The sequence below is a fragment of the Synechococcus sp. GFB01 genome, assembly GCF_001039265.1.
GTDB lineage: Bacteria > Cyanobacteriota > Cyanobacteriia > PCC-6307 > Cyanobiaceae > NIES-981.
Genome location: NZ_LFEK01000032.1, coordinates 1 through 21,821 on the forward strand (window position 1 = coordinate 1; position 21,821 = coordinate 21,821).

The following is a 21,821-nucleotide window of genomic DNA, read 5'->3' on the forward strand; positions in this document are numbered from 1 at the left end:
CGCCGGGGCCGCCGGTCGGGCCGGGGGCTCCACCGGGCGGCTGGCCGGCGCTGCGGGTTTGGCAGGAGCGACCGCAGGCTTGGCCGGAGCTGCTGCAACCTTTGCAGGAGCGGCCACCGGTTTGGCCGGAGCCGCCGGGCGCGCCGCTGCAGGGGCGGGGGCCGCTGCCGGCGGTGCAGCGGATACCGCGGGCCGCGATGGGGCCGCAGGCGCCTGCGGCGCTGCCGCCTTCTGTACCGAGAGGATGGCCTTGACGGGTGCGGCGGGGGCCGGCTTGGCGCCGTTGCCGCCCTTCTCGATCAGGTTGCGGATGCGGGCAGCTTCGTCGTCGCTGATCGAGCTGCTGTGGCTCTTGGCGGCGACTCCAAGCTTCTCGGCGGCGTCGAGCACGTCCTTGTTATCCAGGCCCAGGTCCCGGGACAGCTCGTAAATTCTGACTTTGCCGCTGCTGGTCATTCAGGTCTCCAGTGGTCGGGGCCGCCGGCCACCGTTGGGGCCAGGGACACCTGGCCGCCTCCGCACTGCGGCCAGTCTTCATCTTGCCTCAGAGGCAGGAGGCTGGTCGGCACTCAGTCGCCGATCGAGAGCATCGAGGATCGCATCGGGCACCGGGCAGCGCAGGGCGCGCTGCAGGCGCTTGCGGCGGCGGGCCTCATCCAGGCAGGCGGGGCTGGGGCAGAGGTAGGCCGAGCGGCCCATGCCCTGATCCAGGGTGATGCCGCCGTAGGCCAGCCGGATCACCCGCCAGAGCCGGCTGCGGTCGAGCAGCTGCCGGCAGGCCACACAGCGCCGCTGCACGGCCCGGACCGTCACCGGGCCCCGTCCTCGGAGCCCTCGTCGCTGCCGGCGACCTCCTCCCCGGCGTCATTGCCGTAGTCCTCCTCGTCTTCGGGGAGGGGATAGAGCTCGCGCAGGCGGGCATCCTCCTCGGCGCGGGCCGCCTGCTCGGCGGCCAGGCGCGCCTCGGCCTCGGCCTGGAGGCGCTCCTCCTCCTGGCGCTGGGCGATCAGGTCGGACACCACGGCGTCCTCGGCGGCCTGGTCGTATTCGGCGGCGTTCTTGATGTCGATCTTCCAGCCGGTCAGGCGGGCGGCCAGGCGCACGTTCTGGCCTTCACGGCCGATCGCCAGGCTGAGCTGGTCCGGCGGAACCAGCACGTGGGCGTGCTGCCCCTCGGGATCCACCAGACGCACCATCTCCACCCGGGCCGGGCTGAGCGAGTTGGCGATGTACTGGCCGGGATCGGGCGACCAGCGGATCACGTCGATCTTCTCGCCGCGCAGTTCGTTCACCACCTGCTGGATGCGGGAGCCGCGGGCGCCGATGCACGCCCCCACCGGGTCCACCTCCCGCTCCACCGAATCCACGGCCACCTTGGTGCGCGGCCCCACCGAGCGGCTGGGGGGATTGGCCTCGCGGGCCACGGCCACGATCCGCACCGAGCCCTCCTGGATCTCGGGCACCTCGTTCTCGAACAGATACACCACCAGGCCGGCGTTGGCGCGGCTCACGAACAGCTGGGGGCCGCGGCGCGGCACCTCGCTCACCTCCTTGAGGAACACCTTGAAGGTGGCGTTGGCCCGGTAGTTGTCGTTGGGCAGCTGGTCGCGGCGGGGCAGCTCGGCCTCCACCTCCGGCCGGCCCAGGCCGCTGCTCACGGCCATGATCACGCTCTGGCGCTCGAAACGGATCACCCGGGCGGTGAGCACCGGATCCTCCAGATCGGCGAACTCCTCCTGGATCATGCGGCGCTGCTGGTCGCGCAGCTTCTGGGCCAGCACCTGCTTGGTGGTGGCGGCGGCCATGCGGCCGAAGTCGTCCTTCTCCGGCGTCACATCCAGCACCACCGTGTCGCCGATCTGGGCGTCCTCCGCCACCTGGCGCACCTCGTCGATGGCGATCTGGTGGTCGTCGCTCTCCACCTCCTCCACGATGATCTTGGAGGCCAGCACCCGGTAGNCCTCTTCGTCGAGATCGAGCTGCACGTCGAAGTTGGAGAAGTAGTCCTCCTCGAAGGGGTCTTCGCTGATGCCCAGGTAGAGGGTGCGGCGATAGCGCTCGTAGCCCTTGAGCAGCGCCTCGCGCAGGGCGGCTTCGACCACCGCGGGGGGAAGTTTCTTCTCTTCGCTGATGTCCTCGATCAGATTGTTGAGACCGGGGAGGAGGACGAGAGCCATGGCTGATCTTCTGTTTTGAGGTGATTCAGTTGTGGGGGTTCAGTTGTCGGTGATTCCGATGGGTCGGTGATTCCGCAGGAACTGATTCGTGTGAGCTCTGGCTCAGGCTTCGCTGGCGGGAGTGATCAGGCGAACCGTGACCACCGTCTGCCGCGGAATCCGCGCGGTGCGGCCCCGCATGTTGAGGAGCACGGCGGTGGCATCGCGCTCCAGCAGGAGNCCCTCGCGGCGCACCTCCCGGCCGGCGGCGTCGCGGCTGAACACTTCGACCGGAAACCCGCGGAAGCTGCGGAAGTCGCGGTCGTCGTGCAGCAGGTCGCTGACGCCCGGGCTGCTCACCTCCAGAACATAGGGCTCCGGCAGAACCCCCGCCGTCTCGATCGCCTCCCCCAGNCGGACCGCTCAGGGCGGCGCAGTCGTCCAGGCTGATGTCGCTGCCGTCAAGCCGCGCCGCCAGCACCTGGAGGGTCATCGGGATGCGGTGCGTGAGCAGCTGCAGGCCGCGCAGCTCGAAGCCGGCCTGGCCCAACTGCCGGCGGGCGAGCGCCTCCAGCTCCGGGATCCGCGGATGGGCCATCAGCCCAGGGCGGTGCCGCTGCCCGGGTCAGCCCCCAGGTCGATCTCCGGGGCTTCGGCGAAGTAGTCGCTGCGCTCCACGGTGCCGCGCAGACCCGGATCCTGGTTGAGGCACTGGCGCTGCTTCTCGTCGTCGCGCAGGTACTGGCACACCCGGGCCCAGAGCTTGGCCCGGGTGCCGGGAGTGCCGTGGCTGAAGTGCACGAGGTCGCTGCCTCCCACCATCCCCTGAATCTCCACGCCGCAGACGCTGCAGCGCTGACGGGTGCCGGGGGGAATCGAGGCCATGGCGGCACAGCAGCTCTGCAGGCAACTTAGGCGCATGGGCCTGACGCGGATGCGCCTGCTGCAATTCAGTGATCCTCATCTGGTGGCCGCCGCCGACGGACTGGTGCGCGGCCGCGCACCGCTGGCCCAGCTGCGCGCCGGCCTGGCGGCGGCGACGGCGGCCCTCGGCGGAGCCCCGGATCTGCTGCTGATCAGCGGTGATCTCTGCCATGACGAGAGCTGGGGCGGTTATGCCCAGCTGCGCGATCTGCTGGGCGAACTGGCCTGGCCGGCGGCGCTGCTGTGCGGCAACCACGACCATCCCCAGCTGCTGCGATCCGCCCTGGGCCGTCAGGCCTGGCTGGCGCCCCTGGCCCTCGAACTGGCCGGGGTCACGCTGCTGCTGCTCGACAGCCACCGACCCGGCACCGACGCCGGCCACCTGGGGCCCCGCCAGCTGGCCTGGCTGCGGCGGCAGCTGGCGGGGCTCGGCGACCGCCCCGTGCTGGTGGCGGTGCACCATCCACCCGTGCCGATCGGTGATCCGGCCCTCGATGCCATCGCCCTGGTCGATGCTGGGGCCCTGCTGGAGCTGCTCAGCCCCGTGCCGGGGCTGCAGGCGGTGCTGTTCGGCCATGTGCATCAGCACTGGCAGGCGCCCTTGCCCGGGCGGCCGGTCGGGCTGCCGCCGGCTCTGCTGCTCGGCTGTCCCTCCACCCTGCGCGGCTTCGGGCCGGTGCAGCCCTGCCCGCTGGGTCGGGCCGACGATCCCGGCGGCCGCCTGCTGGAGCTGGAGGCGGGCCGGCCGCTGCACCAGCGGCTGCTGCGCTGGCCCGCGGTGCCCCTGCCCGCCGCTCTCCCCTCCTAGCCTCTCGGCATGGTTGATCTGCGTTCGCTGCTGAGCCTCGCGCTGGCGGCGCTGCTGCTGCTGCTCCAGCCCGCCTCGGCCTCGGCGCTGGAGCAACCGCACAGCTTCGTGGCCGAAGCGGTGAGGGCAGTGGCGCCCGCGGTCGTTCGGATCGACATCGAGCGCACCGTCGCCCGCCAGCCCTTCGACCCCGCCCTGCTCGATCCCTTCCTCCGGGATCTCTTCGGCGATCCCTCCGGCACCACCCGCGAGCGCGGCCAGGGGTCCGGCGTGGTCATCGATGCCGCTGCCGGCCTCGTGCTCACCAACGCCCACGTGGTCGATTCGGTCGACAGTGTGGAGGTGACCCTCGCCGATGGCCGCCAGTTGGACGGCAGCGTGGAGGGGATCGATCCGGTGACCGACCTGGCCCTGGTGCGACTGCGCGGTGCCCGCAACCTGCAGGCGGCTCCGCTCGGTGATTCCGAGGCCCTGGAGGTGGGCGACTGGGCGATCGCCCTGGGCAGCCCCTACGGACTGGAGCGCACGGTGACGCTCGGCATCGTGAGCAGCCTCCACCGCGACATCAACAGCCTCGGCTTCGCCGACAAGCGGCTGGATCTGATCCAGACCGACGCCGCCATCAATCCCGGCAACTCCGGCGGCCCGCTGATCGATGCCGCCGGGCGGGTGATCGGCATCAACACCCTGGTGCGCTCCGGCCCCGGAGCTGGCCTCGGGTTCGCCATCCCGATCAACCTCGCCAAACGGGTGGCGGACCAGCTGGTCCGCGGCGGCCAGGTGGTGCATCCCTATCTCGGTCTGCAGCTGGTGCCGCTCACGGCCCGCCGCGCCCGCGAGAACAACCGCGATCCGGATGCGCTGCTGCAGCTGCCCGAGCGCGACGGTGCGCTGGTGCAGCGGGTGCTTCCCGAGAGCCCTGCCGAGCAGGCCGGCCTGCGCCGCGGCGACCTGGTGGTGGCGGCTGGTGAGCAGCCGGTGCGCGACCCTTCTGCACTGCTGCAGCGCGTGGAGCAGGCCCAGGTGGGCGAGCCTCTGGCTCTCACCGTGATCCGCGGCCGGCGCGAGCTCAGCCTGTCGATCCGGCCGGCGGCCCTGCCCCGCGCTGCCGGCTGAGCTACGGTCACGGCCCCCGGGCTGTGGCGATGGCGGATCTGCAGAACCAGATGAAACAGGCGGTGGCGGCGGCGGCCACCGAACAGATCCGCAGCGGCATGGTGGTGGGGCTCGGATCGGGCTCCACCGCTGCTCTGATGATCCAGGCCCTCGGGGCCAAGCTCAGGAGCGGCGAGCTCACCGACATCGTGGGTGTGACCACCTCCTTCCAGGGAGAGGTGCTGGCGGCCGAGCTCGGAATTCCGCTGCAGAGTCTCAACGCCGTGGATCGCATCGATCTGGCGATCGACGGTGCCGACGAGGTGGATCCCTCCTTTCAGCTGATCAAGGGGGGCGGTGCCTGCCACGTGCAGGAGAAGCTCGTGGCGGTGCGGGCCGAGCGCTTCGTGGTCGTGGTCGATTCCACCAAGCTGGTCGACACCCTCAACCTGGGTTTCCTGCTGCCGGTGGAGGTGCTCCCGCGTGCCTGGCGTCAGGTTCAGGCTCAGCTGCGCGCGATGGGGGGCGATGCCCAGCTGCGCATGGCCGTAAGGAAGGCGGGCCCGGTGGTGACCGATCAGGGCAATCTGGTGCTGGATGTGGCCTTCAGCGGCGGCATCAGCGATCCGGTGGGGCTGGAGAAGGAGATCAACAACCTGCCGGGCGTGCTGGAGAACGGCCTGTTCGTCAACATCACCGACCAGGTTCTGGTGGGCGAGATTGTTGATGGGACTGCCGGCGTGCGTGATCTGGTGAAGCGCTGACCCCCGCCGCCGCGGTCAGCGGGCGAGGCGGCGCCGCACCGATTCGGCGTGGCTATGCAGCCCCTCGCTCTCGGCCAGGGTGATCACGGCCGCTCCGGTGGCCTCGAGCGCCGCGCGGTTGAACCGGATCAGCGAGGTGTGGCGCAGGAAGGTCTCTACGCTCAGGGCCCCGCTGAAGCGGGCCGTGCCGCTGGTGGGCAGGGTGTGGTTCGGGCCGGCCAGATAATCGCCCACCGCCTCCGGGGTCCAGGCCCCCAGGAAGATCGCACCGGCCTGCTGAATCCGCTCCGCCAGGGGCTCGGGTCGCTCCACCTGGAGCTCCAGATGCTCCGGGGCGAAGCGATCGCTCAGCCGGGCCGCCTCCTCGAGGCTGGGGCACACCACGATCAGCCCCCAGTCGTTCAGGGCCTGGCGGGTGATCGCACCCCTCGGATGCCCCTCCAGCTGGGCTTCGATGGCGGCCGGCACCGCCCGGGCCAGATCCTCGCTGGTGGTCAGCAGGATCGCCGCCGCCAGCGGGTCGTGTTCCGCCTGGGCCAGCAGGTCGGCCGCCACATGCTCGGGGTCGGCGGTGTGGTCGGCAATCACCAGCACCTCGCTCGGACCGGCCAGCGAGTCGATCGCCACACGGCCGTACACCGCCTTCTTGGCCAGCGTGACGTAGAGGTTGCCCGGGCCGCTGATCACATCCACCCTGGGGATGGTCGCCGTGCCGAAGGCCAGCGCCGCGATCGCCTGGGCGCCTCCCACCCGGTAGATCTCCTCGATGCCGGCCAGATGGGCCGCAGCCAGCACGGTCTGGTTCACCCGGCCGTCGGAGCCGGGCGGGGTGACCATCACCAGCCGCTGCACCCCGGCCACCCGGGCCGGAACGGCGTTCATCAGCACCGTGCTGGGGTAGCTCGCCCGGCCGCCAGGCACATACAGGCCGGCCCGCTCCACCGGCCGCCAGCGGCGTCCCAGGCGCTCCCCATGCACGCCCTTGACATCGAGGTCCGCCGGTTTCTGGCGCTGGTGAAAGTCCACGATGCGCCGGTGGGCCAGCTTCAGGGCCTCCTGCAGATCCACGGGTGTGGCCTGCCAGGCCGCCTCCAGTTCGGCGAGGGGAATCCGCAGGGGATCGGGCCTCACCCCATCGAAGCGTTCGGTGAGCTCGATCAGGGCCGAGTCGCCCTCGCGCTGCACCTGCTCGAGGATGGCCTCCACACGCTCGGCGGCGGCACGGCTCTGGCCGCTGCCGGTGCGCCAGGCGATGGCCTCCAGGCGCTTGCCGGCCGCCTCGGGATCCCGCAGCAGCTCCAGCCTCAGGGCGCTGCTGCCGGGTTCGGGCTCCGGACTCGTGGCGTTCGGGAGGCTGGTGGCCAGGGACACCGGGGCGCTGCGGGGCTGAATGCAAGTTAGTGGGCCGCCGCCGGGGGGATGCCGACCCGGGAGGTAAGATCTCCGTTTGCCAAGCCAGCGCCGTAACGCCTGTGGCCAATAACACCTCGTCGAAGAAGCGCGTTCTGATTGCCGAGCGCAACCGTCTGCGCAACCGCAGCTACAAATCAGCCGTGCGCACCCTGATGAAGCGCTGCTTCGCTGCCTGCAGCGCCTATCCCCAGGAGCCGGGCGAAGCTGGCAAGCAGGCCGTGCAGGCCAGCATGGCTGCAGCCTTCAGCAAGATCGACAAGGCCGTGAAGGTGGGTGTGCTGCACCGCAACACCGGGGCCCACCAGNAATCCCGCCTGAGCGCTGCCGTGAAGCAGGCGATCGAGCCCTCCGCTGCCGCCAAGGCCTGAGCCCGCGCGCCAGCATGGCGGCCAGCCGCAGACCCCGCACCCCGCCATGGCGGCGACTCCCCTGAGCAGTTCCGCCCAGCCAGGGCTGGATGATTCCCATCCGGCAGCGCTGGTGGATTCCCACTGCCACATCGTGTTCCGCAACTTCGATGCGGATCTCGACGCCGTGGCTCAGCGCTGGCGCGAGGCCGGTGTGCGTGCCCTGGTGCATGCCTGCGTGGAGCCTTCGGAGATCCCGGCCATCCGGGCCCTGGCGGATCGCTTCCCGGAGCTGCGCTATTCCGTGGGGGTTCACCCGCTCGACACCGAGCACTGGCAGTCCGATACCCGCCAGGTGCTGGGCGAGGCTGCCGGCGCCGACCCCAGGGTGGTGGCCATCGGTGAGCTGGGCCTCGATCTGTTCCGGCAGAAGAATCTGGAGCAGCAGCTGGCGGTGCTGGCACCGCAGCTCGATCTGGCCTGCGAGCTGGATCTGCCGGTGATCATTCACTGCCGCGATGCGGCCGCGCCGATGCTGGCCGAGCTGCGCCAGCGGGCCGAGCGCGGCCACTGCCCCAGGGGTGTGATGCATTGCTGGGGCGGCACCCCCGAGGAGATGGCCGGCTTCCTCGAACTCGGCCTGTTCATCAGCTTCAGCGGCGTGGTGACCTTCCCCAGGGCGGAGGCCACCCAGGCCTGCGCCAGGCAGGTGCCGGCCGATCGCTATCTGGTGGAGACCGATTGCCCCTTCCTGGCACCGGCCCCGCATCGGGGGCAGCGCAACGAGCCGGCCCATGTGGCAGCCGTGGCCAGGAAGGTCGCCGAGTTGCGCGGTGAAAGCCTCGAGGAGGTGGCCCATACCACCACCGCCAATGCCGCGGCGCTCTTCGGGCTGACGGTTCACACTGTATGATGTCTCATTGGCCTGGACGCGGATTCGCTCCTTGTTGTCGACGCCTGCAGCCCTGAAGCGAGCCCGTTAGGCGAGCCCCCCTGGCAGCCGTCCCCTCCCCGGGGGACGGCTGTTGGCGTGGGCCGCTGCCGCGGTGAGCACGGCTGCCGGAAGACGACCGGCCATCTCTCCTCCCACCCGTTCCTGCAGGTTCACCGCATGAGCAGCGCGATCCAGGTCGCCAAGACCGCCACCTACCTGCCAGATCTGGTGGAGGTGCAGCGGGCAAGCTTCAAATGGTTCCTGGAGAAGGGCCTGATCGAGGAGCTGGAGAGCTTCTCCCCGATCACCGACTACACCGGCAAGCTCGAGCTGCACTTCATCGGCAGCGAATATCGCCTCAAGCGCCCCCGCCACGACGTGGAAGAGGCCAAGCGCCGCGATGCGACCTTCGCCTCGCAGATGTACGTCACCTGCCGTCTGGTCAACAAGGAGACCGGTGAGATCAAGGAGCAGGAGGTGTTCATCGGCGAGCTGCCGCTGATGACCGAGCGCGGCACCTTCATCATCAACGGTGCCGAGCGTGTGATCGTGAACCAGATCGTGCGTTCGCCGGGCGTTTACTTCAAGGACGAACAGGACAAGAACGGCCGCAAGACCTTCAATGCCAGCCTGATCCCCAACCGTGGCGCCTGGCTGAAGTTCGAGACCGACAAGAACGACCTGCTGCACGTGCGCGTCGACAAGACCCGCAAGATCAATGCCCACGTGCTGATGCGGGCCATCGGCCTGTCGGACAACGACGTGCTCGACAAGCTGCGTCACCCCGAGTACTACCAGAAGTCGATCGAAGCGGCCAACGATGAGGGCATCTCCTCGGAAGACCAGGCGCTGCTCGAGCTCTACAAGAAGCTGCGCCCGGGTGAACCGCCCTCGGTGAGCGGTGGCCAGAGCCTGCTGCACAGCCGGTTCTTCGATCCGAAGCGCTACGACCTGGGCCGGGTGGGCCGGTACAAGATCAACAAGAAGCTCCGCCTCACGATCCCCGATGCGGTGCGCACCCTCACCCCCGAGGATGTGCTCAGCACGATCGATTACCTGATCAACCTCGAGCTCGATGTGGGCGGGGCCAGCCTCGATGACATCGACCACCTCGGCAATCGCCGCGTGCGCTCGGTGGGTGAGCTGCTCCAGAACCAGGTGCGCGTGGGCCTCAACCGGCTCGAGCGGATCATCAAGGAGCGGATGACCGTGGGTGAGACCGAATCGCTCACCCCGGCCCAGCTGGTGAACCCCAAGCCACTGGTGGCGGCGATCAAGGAGTTCTTCGGCTCCAGCCAGCTGAGCCAGTTCATGGATCAGACCAACCCGCTGGCCGAGCTCACCCACAAGCGCCGCATCAGCGCCCTCGGCCCCGGTGGCCTCACCCGCGAGCGGGCCGGCTTCGCCGTCCGCGACATCCACCCCTCCCACTACGGCCGCATCTGTCCGATCGAAACGCCGGAGGGTCCGAATGCCGGTCTGATCGGTTCGCTGGCCACCCACGCCCGGGTCAACGAGTACGGCTTCATCGAGACCCCCTTCTGGAAGGTGGAGAACGGGATCGTGCTCAAGCAGGGCGATCCGATCTACCTTTCCGCCGACCTCGAGGACGAATGCCGCGTCGCCCCGGGTGACGTGCCCACCGACGCCGAGGGCCGCATCACTGCCGAGCTGGTGCCGGTGCGCTACCGCCAGGACTTCGAGAAGGTGCCGCCTGAGCAGGTCGACTACGTGCAGCTCTCACCGGTGCAGGTGATCTCGGTGGCCACCTCGCTGATCCCCTTCCTGGAGCACGATGACGCCAACCGCGCCCTGATGGGCTCCAACATGCAGCGTCAGGCGGTGCCCCTGCTGCGCCCCGAGCGGCCGCTGGTGGGTACCGGTCTGGAAACCCAGGTGGCGCGCGACTCGGGCATGGTGCCGATCACCCGGGTCAACGGCACGGTCACCTTCGTGGATGCCACGGCGATCGTGATCCGCGACGACCAGGGCAACGACCACACCCACTTCCTGCAGAAGTACCAGCGCTCCAACCAGGACACCTGCCTCAACCAGCGTCCGATCGTGAGGCAGGGTGACCGGGTGATCGCCGGCCAGGTGCTGGCCAACGGTTCGGCCTGCGAGGGCGGTGAGATCGCCCTGGGTCAGAACGTGCTGATCGCCTACATGCCCTGGGAGGGCTACAACTACGAGGATGCGATTCTGGTGAGCGAGCGGCTCGTCACCGACGATCTCTACACCTCGGTGCACATCGAGAAGTACGAGATCGAGGCCCGCCAGACCAAGCTCGGCCCCGAGGAGATCACCCGCGAGATCCCCAACGTGGCAGAGGAAAGCCTGGGTAACCTTGATGAGATGGGCATCATCCGCATCGGTGCCTATGTGGAGAGCGGCGACATCCTGGTGGGCAAGGTGACGCCGAAGGGCGAATCCGATCAGCCCCCCGAAGAGAAGCTGCTGCGCGCGATCTTCGGGGAGAAGGCCCGCGACGTGCGCGACAACTCCCTGCGGGTGCCCAGCACCGAGCGCGGCCGCGTCGTCGACGTGCGCATCTACACCCGCGAGCAGGGTGATGAGCTGCCGCCGGGCGCCAACATGGTGGTGCGGGTCTACGTGGCGCAGCGCCGCAAGATCCAGGTGGGCGACAAGATGGCCGGCCGCCACGGCAACAAGGGGATCATCAGCCGCATCCTCCCCCGCGAGGACATGCCCTATCTGCCGGATGGCACCCCGATCGACATCGTGCTCAACCCGCTCGGCGTGCCGAGCCGGATGAATGTGGGCCAGGTATTCGAGTGCCTGATGGGCTGGGCCGCCTCCCATCTGGGCTGCCGCGTCAAGGTGGTGCCCTTCGATGAGATGCATGGCGCCGAGAAATCCAAGGAAACCGTGCAGGCATTTCTCGAGGAGGCCGCCAGCCAGCCCGGCAAGGCTTGGGTGTACGACCCGGAGAACCCCGGCAAGATCCAGCTGATCGACGGCCGCACCGGCGAGCCCTTCGACCAGCCGGTCACGGTGGGCTTCGCCCACATCCTCAAGCTGGTGCACCTGGTCGACGACAAGATCCACGCCCGCTCCACCGGCCCCTACTCGCTGGTGANCCCAGCAGNCNNCCCTGGGCNGGNCAAGGCCCAGCAGGGCGGCCAGCGTCTCGGCGAGATGGAGGTGTGGGCCCTGGAGGCCTACGGCGCCGCCTACACCCTGCAGGAACTGCTCACCGTCAAGTCCGACGACATGCAGGGCCGCAACGAGGCGCTCAACGCGATCGTGAAGGGCAAGCCGATCCCGCGCCCCGGCACTCCCGAATCCTTCAAGGTGCTGATGCGCGAGCTGCAGTCTCTGGGCCTCGACATCGCCGTCTACACCGATGAAGGCGAGGAGGTCGACCTGATGCAGGACGTGAACCCGCGCCGCAGCACCCCCAGCCGGCCCACCTACGAATCCCTCGGCGTCGCGGACTACGACGACGACTGATCCCCGCCCCCGCTGTTCCCTGAACGGCTCCCCCTCCTCGACCTCCGCGCGCCCTCCTCTCGATGTCCAACAGCAATCTCCGCACCGAGAACCACTTCGACTACGTGAAGATCACGCTCGCCTCGCCCGAGCGGATCATGCAGTGGGGGCAGCGCACGCTCCCCAACGGCCAGGTGGTGGGTGAGGTCACCAAGCCGGAAACGATCAACTACCGCACCCTCAAGCCCGAGATGGACGGGCTCTTCTGCGAGAAGATCTTCGGCCCGTCCAAGGACTGGGAATGCCACTGCGGCAAGTACAAGCGGGTGCGCCACCGGGGCATCGTGTGCGAGCGCTGCGGTGTGGAGGTCACCGAGAGCCGGGTGCGGCGTCACCGCATGGGCTTCATCAAGCTGGCCGCTCCGGTGAGCCACGTTTGGTACCTCAAGGGCATCCCCAGCTACGTGGCGATCCTGCTCGACATGCCTCTCCGGGATGTCGAGCAGATCGTCTACTTCAACTGCTACGTGGTGCTTGATCCGGGCGATCACCAGTCGCTCACCTACAAGCAGCTGCTCACCGAAGACGAGTGGCTGGAGATCGAGGATGAGATCTACGCCGAGGATTCCACCATCGAGAACGAACCGGTGGTGGGGATCGGTGCCGAGGCGCTCAAGCAGCTGCTCGAGGACCTCGACCTCAGCGAGACAGCCGAGCAGCTGCGCGAGGAGATCGCCGCCAGCAAGGGTCAGAAGCGGGCCAAGCTGATCAAGCGTCTGCGCGTGATCGACAACTTCATCGCCACCGACGCCCGGCCCGAGTGGATGGTGCTCGATGTGATCCCCGTGATCCCGCCGGATCTCCGGCCCATGGTGCAGCTCGACGGCGGCCGCTTCGCCACCAGCGATCTCAACGATCTCTACCGGCGGGTCATCAACCGCAACAACCGCCTGGCCCGTCTGCAGGAGATCCTGGCTCCCGAGATCATCGTGCGCAACGAGAAGCGCATGCTCCAGGAGGCCGTCGATGCCCTGATCGACAATGGCCGCCGCGGCCGCACCGTGGTGGGCGCCAACAACCGCGCCCTCAAGTCACTCAGCGACATCATCGAGGGCAAGCAGGGCCGCTTCCGCCAGAACCTGCTCGGCAAGCGGGTCGACTACTCCGGTCGTTCCGTGATCGTGGTGGGTCCGAAGCTGAAGATGCACCAGTGCGGCCTGCCCAAGGAGATGGCGATCGAGCTCTTCCAGCCGTTCGTGATCCATCGCCTCATCCGCCAGAACATCGTCAACAACATCAAGGCCGCCAAGAAGCTCATCCAGCGCGCCGACGATGAGGTGATGCAGGTGCTGCAGGAGGTGATCGAAGGTCACCCGATCCTGCTCAACCGGGCGCCGACGCTGCACCGCCTCGGCATCCAGGCCTTCGAGCCCAAGCTCGTGGATGGCCGCGCCATCCAGCTGCACCCGCTGGTGTGCCCCGCCTTCAACGCCGACTTCGACGGTGACCAGATGGCGGTGCACGTGCCCCTGGCGATCGAGGCCCAGACCGAGGCCCGCATGCTGATGCTGGCCAGCAACAACATCCTCTCGCCGGCCACCGGTGAACCGATCATCACCCCGTCCCAGGACATGGTGCTCGGCGCCTATTACCTCACCGCGGAGCAGCCCGGCAGCGTCAGGCCCGAATTCGGCGACCGCAGCCGCACCTTCGCCGGCCTCGATGATGTGATCGCCGCCTTCGAGGAGAAGCACGTCGGCCTGCACGACTGGGTGTGGGTGCGCTTCAGCGGCGAGGTTGAGTGCGATGAGGAGGAGAAGCAGCCCCTGCACCAGGAGACCCTCAGCGACGGCACCCGCATCGAGCAGTGGAAGTTCCGTCGCGACCGCTTCGATGAGGACGGTGCCCTGATCAGCCGATACCTGCTCACCACCGTGGGCAGGGTTGTGATCAACCACACGATCATCGACGCCGTGGCAGCCGCCTGAGATCGGCAGAACGCCAAGTCCCTTTCCCGTCGTAACCACCGCGCGCAGCCATGACCGCCACCCCCTCCAGCAAGAAATCCGGCAAGAAGAGCACCAAGTCCAGCGCCGTCGAGCCCCCTGTCCCTGCCGAGCCCAGCCCCGCCGGTGCGCTCAGCCGCCAGGCGCCTCCCTTCCGCAACCGGGTCATCGACAAGAGGGCCCTGCGCAACCTGGTGGCCTGGGCCTACAAGCACCACGGCACCGCCGCCACCGCGGCGATGGCCGATGAGCTCAAGGATCTGGGCTTCCACTACGCCACCCAGGCCGCTGTGTCGATCTCGGTCGACGACCTGCGCATTCCCGGCGACAAGGCCGCCCTGCTGGAGGAGGCCGAGCAGCAGATCACCGAAACCGAGGAGCGCTACAGGCTCGGTGAGATCACCGAGGTGGAGCGCCACACCAAGGTGATCGACACCTGGACCGAAACCAACGAGCGTCTCGTGGCCGCGGTGCGCCGCAACTTCAACGAGAACGATCCGCTCAACTCGGTGTGGATGATGGCCAACTCCGGCGCCCGGGGCAACATGTCCCAGGTGCGCCAGTTGGTGGGCATGCGTGGCCTGATGGCCAACCCCCAGGGCGAGATCATCGACCTGCCGATCCGCACCAACTTCCGCGAGGGCCTCACGGTCACCGAATACGTGATCTCCTCCTACGGCGCCCGCAAGGGTCTGGTCGACACCGCCCTGCGCACCGCCGACTCCGGCTACCTCACCCGCCGACTGGTGGACGTGGCCCAGGACGTGATCGTGCGCGAGGACGACTGCGGCACCACCCGCAGCATTCCCATCGACGCCGACGAGCGGGGCCGCTTCGCCAGCAAGCTGGTGGGTCGGCTGGCTGCCGAGCCCGTGCTGGCCGCCGATGGCAGCACGATCGTCGATCGAGACGGCGAGATCGACCTCCCGCTCAGCCGCTGCATCGAGGCTGCCGGTGTGACCACCGTGAAGGTGCGCTCACCGCTCACCTGTGAGGCCAACCGCTCGGTGTGCCGCAAGTGCTACGGCTGGGCCCTGGCGCACAACCAGCTGGTCGACCTGGGCGAGGCGGTCGGCATCGTCGCCGCCCAGTCGATCGGGGAACCCGGCACCCAGCTCACCATGCGGACGTTTCACACCGGTGGTGTGTCCACCGCCGAGACCGGCGTGGTGCGTTCGCTCGTGGAGGGCACGATCGAGTTCGGCGACAAGGCCCGTGTGCGTCCTTTCCGCACCCCCCACGGCGTGGATGCCCAGATCGCTGAGACCGACTTCACCCTCACGGTGACGCCCAGCGGCAAGGGCAAGCCCCAGAAGCTCGACATCACCACCGGTTCGATCCTGTTCGTCACCGATGGCCAGCCCTATCCGTCCGACACGATGCTGGCCCAGATCTCCAGTGGCGCCACGGTCAAGAAGAGCGTGGAGAAGGCCACCAAGGATGTGATCTGCGACCTGGCCGGCCAGGTGCGCTACGAGGACGCCATCCAGCCCAAGGAGGTCACCGACCGCCANGGCAACATCACCCACAAGGCGACCCGCCTCGGCCGGATGTGGGTGTTCGCCGGCGACGTGTACAACCTGCCGCCCAACGCTCTGCCCGTGGTGAGCGGCAACAAGGCCGTGACCACCGGTGAGGTGCTGGCCGAAAGCCGGCTGGTGAGCGAGTACGGCGGCGCCGTGCGCCTGCGCGAGAGCGCCGGCGACTCTCGCGAAGTGCAGATCGTGACCGCCAGCCTCACCCTCAAGGACTGCAAGCTGGTGGGTGAATCCACCCATTCCGGAGAGATCTGGCATCTCGAGGGCAAGGAGAGCATCCGCTACCGCCTCAACACCGCGCCCGGCAGCAAGATCGGCAATGGTGAGGTGATCGCCGAGCTGGCCGATGATCGCTTCCGCACCCAGACGGGCGGCATCGTCAGGTACGCCCCCGGCCTGGCCATCAAGAAGGCCCGCAGCGCCAAGAACGGCTACGAGGTGAGCAAGGGCGGCACCCTGCTCTGGATCCCGCAGGAAACCCACGAGATCAACAAGGACATCTCTCTGTTGATGATCGAGGACGGCCAGTGGATCGAGGCCGGCACTGAAGTGGTGAAGGACATCTTCAGCCAGACCGCCGGCATCGTGACGGTGACCCAGAAGAACGACATCCTCCGGGAGATCATCGTGCGCTCGGGTCAGCTGCACCTGGTGAGCGACAGCAAGACCCTGGCCACCTACGGCGAGGGCAGGATGGTGATGCCGGGCGACGAGATCGCCAAGGGCCTCAAGGCCGAGGCGATGGTGTTCGTCGAGGCGGTGGACACGCCCGAGGGAGGCACGCTGCTGCTGCGTCCGGTGGAGGAATACGCCATTCCCGATGAGGCTCACCTGCCCGATCTGGCGGCGGTCAAGCAGCCCGGTGGCCCCAGCCTCGGCCTCCGCGCCACCCAGAGGCTGGCCTTCAAGGACGGCGAACTGATCAAGAGCGTGGAGGGGGTGGAGCTGCTCAAGACCCAGCTGATCCTCGAGACGCACGACACCACCCCCCAGATGACCGTGGACGTGGAGGCGGTGGCCGACAAGCGCGCCAAGACCATCGAACGCCTGCAGCTCACCATCCTGGAAACCCTGCTGGTGCGCCGCGACACCCTCTCGGACGCCAGCCACGGCTCCACCCACACCGATCTGCAGGTGGCCGACGGTGACACCGTGAAGCGTGGTGACGTGGTGGCCACAACCCAGATCCTCTGCAAGGAGGACGGCGTGGTGCAGCTGCCCGACCAGGTGGAAGGTGAGCCGATCCGCCGCCTGATCGTGGAGCGTCTTGGTGACACCCGCAGCATCGACCTGGGTCAGGTCGTCCCGACCGTGTCGCTCAACCAGCGCATCGTTGACGGTGACCTGCTCGCCGATGGCGTGCCGGNCCCCTGCTGCGGTCAGGTGGAGGCGATCGAGGGCAACACGGTCACGATCCGCCTCGGCCGGCCCTACATGGTGTCGCCCGACTCGGTGCTGCACGTGCGCGACGGCGAACTGGTGCAGCGGGGAGACGGCCTGGCCCTGCTGGTGTTCGAGCGGCAGAAGACCGGCGACATCGTGCAGGGTCTGCCCCGCATCGAGGAGCTGCTGGAGGCCCGCCGCCCCCGCGACTCGGCGGTCCTCTGCCGCAAGAGCGGTGTGGTGCAGATCAAGCAGGGCGAGGACGACGACTCGCTGAGCGTGTCGGTGATCGAGGCTGACGACACGATCACCGACTATCCGATCCTGCTGGGGCGCACCGTGATGGTGAGCGACGCCCAGCAGGTCAGCGCCGGTGAATCGCTCACCGACGGCCCGATCAACCCGCACGAACTGCTGGAGTGCTACTTCGAGGATCTGCGGGGCCGCAAGCCCACCCTCGAGGCGGCGCAGGAGGCGATCTCCAAGCTGCAGTTCCGCATGGTGCAGGAGGTGCAGAACGTGTACCGCAGCCAGGGCGTGTCGATCGACGACAAGCACATCGAGGTGATCGTGCGGCAGATGACCAGCAAGGTGCGGGTCGAGGACGCCGGCGACACCACCCTGCTGCCCGGCGAGCTGATCGAGCTGCGTCAGGTGGAGCAGGTGAACAGCGCCATGGCGATCACCGGTGGTGCCCCCGCCGAGTTCACTCCGGTGCTGCTGGGCATCACCAAGGCCTCGCTCAACACCGACAGCTTCATCTCGGCGGCCTCCTTCCAGGAGACCACCCGCGTGCTCACCGAAGCCGCCATCGAGGGCAAGAGCGACTGGCTGCGCGGTCTCAAGGAGAACGTGATCATCGGGCGCCTGATCCCCGCCGGCACCGGCTTCAGCGGCTTCGAGGAGGAGCTGCGGGCCGAGGCCGGGCCTCACCCCGACATCCTCGAGGAGGACGGGATGGGCTATCGCCGGATGCAGAACCTCCGGCCCGACTACACCGTGGAGATGCCGGCCCCGGCCGCCTCGACCGCGGTGCTCGATGATCCCTCCGAGGAGGATCTCGAGGCCACCCGCAGCCGTCACGGCATCGAGGCCAGTGCCAGCAGCTTCGCCGCCTTTGTCCGTCCCACCGTGGAGGACGGCCTGGAGGAGGAGCTGATCGCCGACCCCGCCGCCCTCGAGGGCCTGCAGGAGGAAGGGCTGCTCACCGACGACTAGAGCCTGTTCGCCGACGCCTGATTCCCGTCATGATGCGCTGATGAGCAGCTCCAAACTCACCGCCCTGGGGACTCCCATCCCTCAGCGGCGGATTCCCCGCTACGGCTTCCACAGCCACATCGAGCGACTGCATGGCCGCATCGCCATGCTCGGGTTCATCGCCCTCGTATTGGCGGAGTGGAAGCTCGGCCACGGCATCCTGATCTGGTCTTGACCGCCCAGCCTCGGGTCGCGACCGGCCCCCCTCTGCTGGGGATGGGACTAGCGCAGCTGGAGCGCTGGGCCGAGCAGCAGGGGCAGCCGGCCTTCCGAGGGCGTCAGCTTCACGACTGGCTCTATGCCAAGGGGGCCCACCGCCTCGATCAGATCACCGTGCTGCCCAGGGCCTGGAGAGAGCAGCTGACGGCCAGTCCGCCGCCGGGAGGGCCCGACTGGATCGGCCGCTCCCGCGAGCTGCGCCGCAGCATCGCCCGCGATGGCACCACCAAGCTGCTGCTGGCCACCGCCGATGGCCACACGATCGAGACCGTCGGCATCCCGGCCGAGGGCCGGCTCACGGTCTGCGTCAGTTCTCAGGTGGGCTGCCCGATGGCCTGCCGCTTCTGCGCCACCGGCAAGGGCGGGTTGCAGCGCTCGCTGGCGGTGCACGAGATCGTGGATCAGGTGCTCAGCGTGCGGGAGGCGATGGAGACCCGCCCCTCGCACGTGGTGTTCATGGGCATGGGTGAGCCGCTGCTCAACATCGAGGCGGTGCTGGCGGCGATCGATTGCCTCTGCACCGATCTGGGCATGGCCCAGCGACAGATCACCGTGAGCACGGTGGGGGTGCCGAAAACCCTGCCCACCCTGGCCGAACGGGCCCTGGAGCGGCTGGGCCGGGCCCAGTTCACCCTGGCGGTGAGCTGCATGCCCCGGATCAGCGGCTGCGGGAGGAGCTGATCCCCACCGCCCACGCCTACCCGATCGAGGCGCTGCTCGACGACTGCCGCCGCTATGTGGCTCTCACCGGGCGGCGCGTCAGCTTCGAATACATCCTGCTGGGCGGCCTCAACGACCAGCCCCGTCACGCTGAGGCTCTGGCGCGGCTGATCCGCGGTTTCCAGAGCCACGTGAACCTGATCCCCTACAACCCGATCGCCGAGGAAACCTTCCAGCGGCCCACCCCGGCGGCGGTCGAGGCCTTCAGCCACGCCCTCAGGGAGCGCCACATCGCCGTGAGTGTGCGCGCCAGCCGCGGCCTCGATGCCGACGCCGCCTGCGGCCAGCTGCGCCGCCGCCTGGAGGGCAGCCTCAAGCCGGCCTGAGCGGCATGCTCAGGTGGGGTCCCGCTGCGGATCAAAGGCTCCCCTCGCCTCGTGCTCGCTCCATGGGGCCAGGCGCGCCAGCAGCAGGAAAGCCGGCGCCGCCGCCGCCGTCGTGGCCAGGAAGAAACTCGGCCAGCCCACCGTCTCGGCCACCACCCCAGCCGGCGAGGAGAGGATCGATCGGCTCATGGCGTAGACGCCGGAGAGCAGGGCGTACTGGGTGGCGGAGAAGCGCGGGTTGCAGAGGCTCATCAGCAGCGCCACGAACACCGCGCCCACCATGCCGCCGCTCACGTTCTCCAGGCTGACGGCCGTGATCAGCCCGGTGAAGCCGCCGCCGAAGCGGGCCAGGGCCCAGTAGCTGAGGTTGCCGAGCGCACCGGCTGCGGCGAACAGCCACAGGGAGCGGTTCATGCCCAGCCAGGCGAACAGCGCCCCGCCCAGCACCGTGCCCACCATCGTGGCGCCGATCGCCCAGCCCCCCTGCACCAGGCCGATCTCGGCCTCGCTGAAGCCCTGCAGCTTCAGGAAGGGAATCGCCATGGCGCTGAGCAGACCGTCTGGCCAGCGGTAAAGCAGCACCAGCAGCAGCAGTTGCCAGGAGCGCCCCGGGCCGGCGCGGTGCAGGAATTCGCGGGCCGGCCCCAGCACCGCCTGGCGCAGGCTGGTGACCGCATGCTGCACCGGCCGCAGCCTGGGCGCCGTGAGGGTGAACGGAATCACGGCGGCCACCAGGGCGCCGCGCTCAGGAAGGCCGCCGGCCAGCCGTGGCGTCCGGCCAGCAGGAAGCCGCCGGCCCCCACCGCCAGCATCGCCGCCCGGTAGCCCAGGCTGGCGGCGGCGGCGCCGGCCCCCCGCTCGGCCTCCGGCAGCAGGTCGGTGCGGTAGGCATCGATCACGATGTCCTGGGTGGCACTGCACACCGCCAGCGCCAGGGCGGCCACGCCGATGGCCGTGAGGCTGGCGGGGTCGGTGCTGGGGTGCAGCAGCGCCATGGCGGCGATCACGGCCACCAGCAGCAGCTGCAGTACCAGGATCCAGCCGCGGCGCCGGTCGGGCCAGGGGATCGGCCAGCGATCCAGCAGCGGTGCCCAGAAGAGCTTCAGGGTGTAGGGAAGCTCCGCCAGCGGAATCAGGCCGATCAGTGCCAGGGGCACACCGCTGGCGGTGAGCCAGCCCTGAAGCAACCTGCTGCCCACCATCAGCGGCGTGCCGCTGGCCACCCCCTCGGCGGTCACCGCCACCAGTCGGCGCACCGCCCCGCTGCTGCGGCGGCGCAGGGACGGTGGAATCGGGAGCGCCAACGGCCGCGAACGGTTGGCGGCACCCTAAGTCGCTTGGCCGGGCTGGGCAGAAGCCGCCGTCCATGCCGTCAGAATGGATCGAGCTGGCCCCAACCGTGCAATTCTTCCGCTCCACTCTGCTGCCGGCGGCGATCGTGCTGCTGTTCGCTCTCGCCCTGTTCGCCGTGAGCGCCCGCATCTGGCTGCCCGGCGACATGGCCGCTCCGGCTCCGATCAGCTGATTGGAGCCGCCCCTCGACGATGACCTCAGGAGTGCGGTGAGCGGTTTCCCCGAGCACGATTCAAGACGCGACGGACCCTTCAGCGAGAGCCCCCAGGAGCTCAGCCTCGATCCCGATGTGCTGGCGCAGGAGCTGGCGCAGGAGCTGCTCGGCGATCCGCTCGATGAGCTCGACAGCAGCGAGCCGGAACCCAGCGCCGTGGCGGCGGAATGCGATCTGGGCCTGATGCTCCTCCAGGGTGGGGAGCAGCCCGGCGGCCGTGAGCAGCGCATGCAGGGCCTGCGCATCTTCTGCGAACACCGCGATCCGCGGGCGGTGCCGCTGCTGCTGCCGCTGCTGCGCGCCAGCTGCCCGATCCTGCGCATGAGCGCCGTCTATGCCCTGGGCCGCAACCCCAGCCCCGAGGCCGTGGAGCCGCTGCTGGCCCTGCTGGCGGGTGACGACAACGGGTATGTGCGCAAGGCCGTGGCCTGGAGCCTGGGCAACTATCCCGATGCGCCCGTGCTCAACCCGCTGATCCGGGCCCTGCAGCTGGACATCGCCGCGGTGCGGCTCTGGGCCGCCAGCTCCCTTGCCGATGCCGGCGGCACCGGGCCGGCCAAGGCCGATCCGGCTGCGGCCCAGTTGCTGCTCAGCCTGCGCATCGACAGCGAGCCCGCCGTGCGCAGCAACAGCGCCTGGGGCCTCGGACGGCTCTATGCCGATCTGGTGGAGCCGCGTCAGCAGGAGGTGGTGGAGGCGCTGCTGCACACCATGCTGAGCGATGCCGAATCCAGCGTGCGCGATGAGGCCCGGCTGGCCCTCGAGCAGCTGGAGCAGCCCGATGTGCTGGAGCGGCTTCAGACGCTTGTGGATGAGGGGCTGTTGTGATTCGCCCAGCCGCCGCTCGGGGCGGTTAGCATCGCGCCACTTCCGTTCAGGCCTGGGATGGCTCAGCAAACCATCCGCTTCCG

18 protein-coding genes and 1 pseudogene are annotated in these 21,821 nt (G+C 69.0%); 12 read left to right on the forward strand and 7 right to left on the reverse strand.

Annotation, left to right across the window (positions count from 1 at the left end; all coding sequences use genetic code 11):
- From SYNGFB01_RS05325 to SYNGFB01_RS05345, 4 genes are all read right to left on the reverse strand, one after another.
- Positions 1–456, reverse strand: a 456-nt coding sequence (locus SYNGFB01_RS05325) for a translation initiation factor IF-2 N-terminal domain-containing protein (protein WP_048017237.1), incomplete at its 3' end; no start/stop codon positions are given.
- Positions 457–534: 78 nt separating this feature from the next.
- Complete coding sequence (locus SYNGFB01_RS05330; RefSeq protein WP_048017238.1) at positions 535–813, reverse strand: YlxR family protein; 279 nt, start codon at positions 811–813, stop codon at positions 535–537.
- Complete coding sequence (nusA, locus tag SYNGFB01_RS05335) at positions 810–2,177, reverse strand: transcription termination factor NusA (protein ID WP_048017239.1); 1,368 nt, start codon at positions 2,175–2,177, stop codon at positions 810–812. Before nusA ends, SYNGFB01_RS05330 begins: the two co-directional genes overlap by 4 nt.
- Before the next feature lie 576 nt (positions 2,178–2,753).
- Complete coding sequence (locus SYNGFB01_RS05345) at positions 2,754–3,041, reverse strand: hypothetical protein (RefSeq protein WP_048017240.1); 288 nt, start codon at positions 3,039–3,041, stop codon at positions 2,754–2,756.
- Between the two features lie 49 nt (positions 3,042–3,090).
- On the opposite strand from SYNGFB01_RS05345, the gene SYNGFB01_RS05350 reads away from it, so the two are divergent.
- Genes SYNGFB01_RS05350 through rpiA form a run of 3 tightly spaced genes read left to right on the forward strand, consistent with a single transcriptional unit; the run spans position 3,091 to position 5,747 of the window.
- Positions 3,091–3,888: a metallophosphoesterase gene (locus SYNGFB01_RS05350; protein WP_048017248.1), complete on the forward strand. Its 798-nt coding sequence runs from the start codon at positions 3,091–3,093 to the stop codon at positions 3,886–3,888.
- A gap of 9 nt (positions 3,889–3,897) precedes the next feature.
- A complete protein-coding gene (locus tag SYNGFB01_RS05355) occupies positions 3,898–5,004 on the forward strand; it encodes a trypsin-like peptidase domain-containing protein (protein WP_048017241.1) in 1,107 nt (368 codons plus the stop codon).
- A 29-nt stretch (positions 5,005–5,033) separates the two neighbouring features.
- Positions 5,034–5,747 carry a ribose-5-phosphate isomerase RpiA gene (gene rpiA, locus SYNGFB01_RS05360; RefSeq protein ID WP_048017242.1) on the forward strand — a complete coding sequence of 238 codons (714 nt, stop codon included), beginning with the start codon at positions 5,034–5,036 and terminating at the stop codon, positions 5,745–5,747.
- A gap of 15 nt (positions 5,748–5,762) precedes the next feature.
- On the opposite strand, the gene hisD is transcribed toward rpiA, so the two are convergent.
- Positions 5,763–7,112: a histidinol dehydrogenase gene (hisD, locus tag SYNGFB01_RS05365; protein WP_048017249.1), complete on the reverse strand. Its 1,350-nt coding sequence runs from the start codon at positions 7,110–7,112 to the stop codon at positions 5,763–5,765.
- Positions 7,113–7,219: 107 nt separating this feature from the next.
- Here hisD and rpsT point away from each other — a divergent pair, with 107 nt between their 5' ends.
- From rpsT to rlmN, 7 genes and pseudogenes are all read left to right on the forward strand, one after another.
- Positions 7,220–7,528 carry a 30S ribosomal protein S20 gene (gene rpsT / locus SYNGFB01_RS05370; RefSeq protein WP_048017243.1) on the forward strand — a complete coding sequence of 103 codons (309 nt, stop codon included), beginning with the start codon at positions 7,220–7,222 and terminating at the stop codon, positions 7,526–7,528.
- A 46-nt stretch (positions 7,529–7,574) separates the two neighbouring features.
- Complete coding sequence (locus tag SYNGFB01_RS05375; RefSeq protein ID WP_048017244.1) at positions 7,575–8,420, forward strand: TatD family hydrolase; 846 nt, start codon at positions 7,575–7,577, stop codon at positions 8,418–8,420.
- A 198-nt stretch (positions 8,421–8,618) separates the two neighbouring features.
- Positions 8,619–11,915, forward strand: coding sequence for a DNA-directed RNA polymerase subunit beta (rpoB, locus tag SYNGFB01_RS05380; protein ID WP_048017250.1), 3,297 nt, complete (start codon positions 8,619–8,621; stop codon positions 11,913–11,915).
- Between the two features lie 62 nt (positions 11,916–11,977).
- Positions 11,978–13,882, forward strand: a complete 1,905-nt coding sequence (locus SYNGFB01_RS05385) for a DNA-directed RNA polymerase subunit gamma (RefSeq protein WP_048017245.1) — start codon at positions 11,978–11,980, stop codon at positions 13,880–13,882.
- A 50-nt stretch (positions 13,883–13,932) separates the two neighbouring features.
- Positions 13,933–18,039, forward strand: coding sequence for a DNA-directed RNA polymerase subunit beta' (locus SYNGFB01_RS05390; RefSeq protein ID WP_048017246.1), 4,107 nt, complete (start codon positions 13,933–13,935; stop codon positions 18,037–18,039).
- 40 nt (positions 18,040–18,079) lie between these two features.
- A complete protein-coding gene (locus tag SYNGFB01_RS05395) occupies positions 18,080–18,253 on the forward strand; it encodes a chlorophyll a/b-binding protein (RefSeq protein ID WP_048017247.1) in 174 nt (57 codons plus the stop codon).
- Between the two features lie 41 nt (positions 18,254–18,294).
- Positions 18,295–19,343 (forward strand): annotated as a pseudogene (gene rlmN, locus SYNGFB01_RS05400) (23S rRNA (adenine(2503)-C(2))-methyltransferase RlmN).
- A 9-nt stretch (positions 19,344–19,352) separates the two neighbouring features.
- Here the strand turns inward: rlmN and SYNGFB01_RS15285 are convergent.
- Entirely contained in the window at positions 19,353–20,075 is a 723-nt protein-coding gene (locus tag SYNGFB01_RS15285; RefSeq protein ID WP_235299938.1) for a hypothetical protein, read from the reverse strand.
- Positions 20,063–20,647, reverse strand: coding sequence for an MFS transporter (locus tag SYNGFB01_RS15290; protein WP_235299939.1), 585 nt, complete (start codon positions 20,645–20,647; stop codon positions 20,063–20,065). The genes SYNGFB01_RS15285 and SYNGFB01_RS15290 overlap by 13 nt, the downstream gene beginning before the upstream one ends.
- A gap of 95 nt (positions 20,648–20,742) precedes the next feature.
- On the opposite strand from SYNGFB01_RS15290, the gene SYNGFB01_RS15875 reads away from it, so the two are divergent.
- Complete coding sequence (locus SYNGFB01_RS15875; RefSeq protein WP_255347531.1) at positions 20,743–20,868, forward strand: hypothetical protein; 126 nt, start codon at positions 20,743–20,745, stop codon at positions 20,866–20,868.
- A gap of 117 nt (positions 20,869–20,985) precedes the next feature.
- The gene (locus tag SYNGFB01_RS05410; RefSeq protein ID WP_200900064.1) at positions 20,986–21,738 is read left to right on the forward strand and encodes a HEAT repeat domain-containing protein; all 753 of its coding nucleotides are present in this window, start codon (positions 20,986–20,988) and stop codon (positions 21,736–21,738) included.
- The last annotated feature ends 83 nt before the right edge of the window (positions 21,739–21,821 follow it).

What these genes read in the sequence shown, in the direction of transcription:
- SYNGFB01_RS05395 (WP_048017247.1), top strand. Translation starts at nt 18,080, where the DNA reads ATGAGCAGCTCCAAACTCACCGCCCTGGGGACTCCCATCCCTCAGCGG.
- SYNGFB01_RS05350 (WP_048017248.1), top strand. Translation starts at nt 3,091, where the DNA reads ATGCGCCTGCTGCAATTCAGTGATCCTCATCTGGTGGCCGCCGCCGAC.
- SYNGFB01_RS05385 (WP_048017245.1), top strand. Translation starts at nt 11,978, where the DNA reads ATGTCCAACAGCAATCTCCGCACCGAGAACCACTTCGACTACGTGAAG.
- SYNGFB01_RS05375 (WP_048017244.1), top strand. Translation starts at nt 7,575, where the DNA reads ATGGCGGCGACTCCCCTGAGCAGTTCCGCCCAGCCAGGGCTGGATGAT.
- rpiA (WP_048017242.1), top strand. Translation starts at nt 5,034, where the DNA reads ATGGCGGATCTGCAGAACCAGATGAAACAGGCGGTGGCGGCGGCGGCC.
- SYNGFB01_RS05355 (WP_048017241.1), top strand. Translation starts at nt 3,898, where the DNA reads ATGGTTGATCTGCGTTCGCTGCTGAGCCTCGCGCTGGCGGCGCTGCTG.
- SYNGFB01_RS05345 (WP_048017240.1), bottom strand. Translation starts at nt 3,041, where the DNA reads ATGGCCTCGATTCCCCCCGGCACCCGTCAGCGCTGCAGCGTCTGCGGC.